Source organism: Marinobacter sp. UBA2498 (assembly GCF_002341575.1).
Classification (GTDB): Bacteria; Pseudomonadota; Gammaproteobacteria; order Pseudomonadales; family Oleiphilaceae; genus Marinobacter; species Marinobacter manganoxydans.
Map to the genome: position 1 here is coordinate 18798 of NZ_DDOI01000093.1, position 1476 is coordinate 20273.

Sequence of the window (1476 nt, forward strand, 5' to 3'; positions counted from 1 at the left end):
ACGGCGTCAGGAACATCGACAGCGCCACCACCAGTGAGAGGACCTGTGACGTTTCCATGGGAATCACGTTGTTCTGGACACTGTAGGTCAGAAGCACAAAGCCAAACTCACCGGCCTGTGCCAGGGACAGCGTAAACAGCCAGCCATTACTGCCATGAACCCGGAACAGCAACGCCAGGCCGAGCAGAATCGCGGCCTTGACGGCGATCACCGCAACCGCAAGTGACACCACCGTACTCCATTGCTCGGACAACACATCTAAGTTGATGCCCGCGCCAACGGTGATGAAGAACAGGCCCAGCAACAGTCCCTTGAACGGTTCGATGTTCGCTTCCAGCTCATGCCGGAATTCACTGTTAGCCAGAACGACACCAGCCAGGAAGGCCCCAAGCGCCGGGGACAGATTTACCAGACTCATCAGGGCCGCAATCCCGATGACCAGCATCAGCGCCGTGGCGGTGAATACTTCACGCAAGCCCGACTGCACCACATAACGAAACAGGGGCCGGCTCAGGTAGTGGCCGCCCACAATTACCGCTCCGATGGCCGCCACCAAAACCAGCCCATGAGCCCAACCCGGCAGACTGTTCACCAGATTGAGATGACCGCTGTGGTCAGCGGAGGTGCCCGAAGCGTCCATCAGTTCCGGCAGAGCCAGCAAGGGAATCAGTGCAAGCATCGGAATTACAGCGATGTCCTGAAACAGCAGGACCGAGAAGGCACTGCGCCCACCCTCGGTTTTGCCCAACCCTTTTTCGTTGAGAGTCTGCAAGACAATAGCGGTGGATGACAGGGCAAAGATCAGACCGACCGCAAGGGCCGTCTGCCACTGAAGCCCGAGCCACGCGGCCACGGCCATACCGGCGGCTGCTGTGAGTAACACCTGAAGTCCTCCCAGCCCGACCAGGCGGATCCTCATGGCCCAGAGCGCCTTGGGATCAAGCTCCATACCAACCAGAAACAGCATCATCACCACGCCAAACTCGGCAAAGTGCTGGATAGTATTGGCTTCCTGGCCAACCAGCCCGGTCACCGGGCCAATCACCACACCCGCCACCAGGTAGCCGAGTACAGAGCCCAGGCCAAAACGTTTTGCCAGGGGCACAGCAATCACCGCGGCAGCCAGATAAATAAAGGCCTGAACAAAATAAACTGTCATCAATTGTGTCCTTGATCCGGAATCCGTCAGTCTGGCTGCATATCCTACAGGCAAGCGCTCCAGGCCGCTGTGTTCAGCGTAGACTCTGGAAGGCGTCTTTCACATGGGACGCGAGGGCATCATTCAGTGGATTTGAACCCCGGCGTACCAGCGCCAGCTGATAAAAGCCGATCGCCGGCAGACTGTCACCGGCCACCTCTTTCAGGGGCGGGTGTATCAGGCTTTGCGGAAACGGGGCCACGGCGAGATCCGCCAACATTGCAGCCTCCTGCCCTGAACAGTGCTCGCAGGTGTAGGCAATTCTGTAGGGTATACCG

The 1476-nt window shown here is 58.5% G+C and carries 2 protein-coding genes; both read right to left on the reverse strand.

What is annotated here, in order from left to right; all coding sequences use genetic code 11:
• Window positions 1-1159: monovalent cation:proton antiporter-2 (CPA2) family protein (locus B2W52_RS13045; RefSeq protein ID WP_286803463.1), on the reverse strand; the 1159-nt coding region annotated here is incomplete at its 3' end.
• 73 nt (window positions 1160-1232) lie between these two features.
• On the reverse strand, window positions 1233-1476 hold a 244-nt coding region (locus B2W52_RS13050), incomplete at its 5' end, for a type 2 periplasmic-binding domain-containing protein (protein ID WP_476738535.1).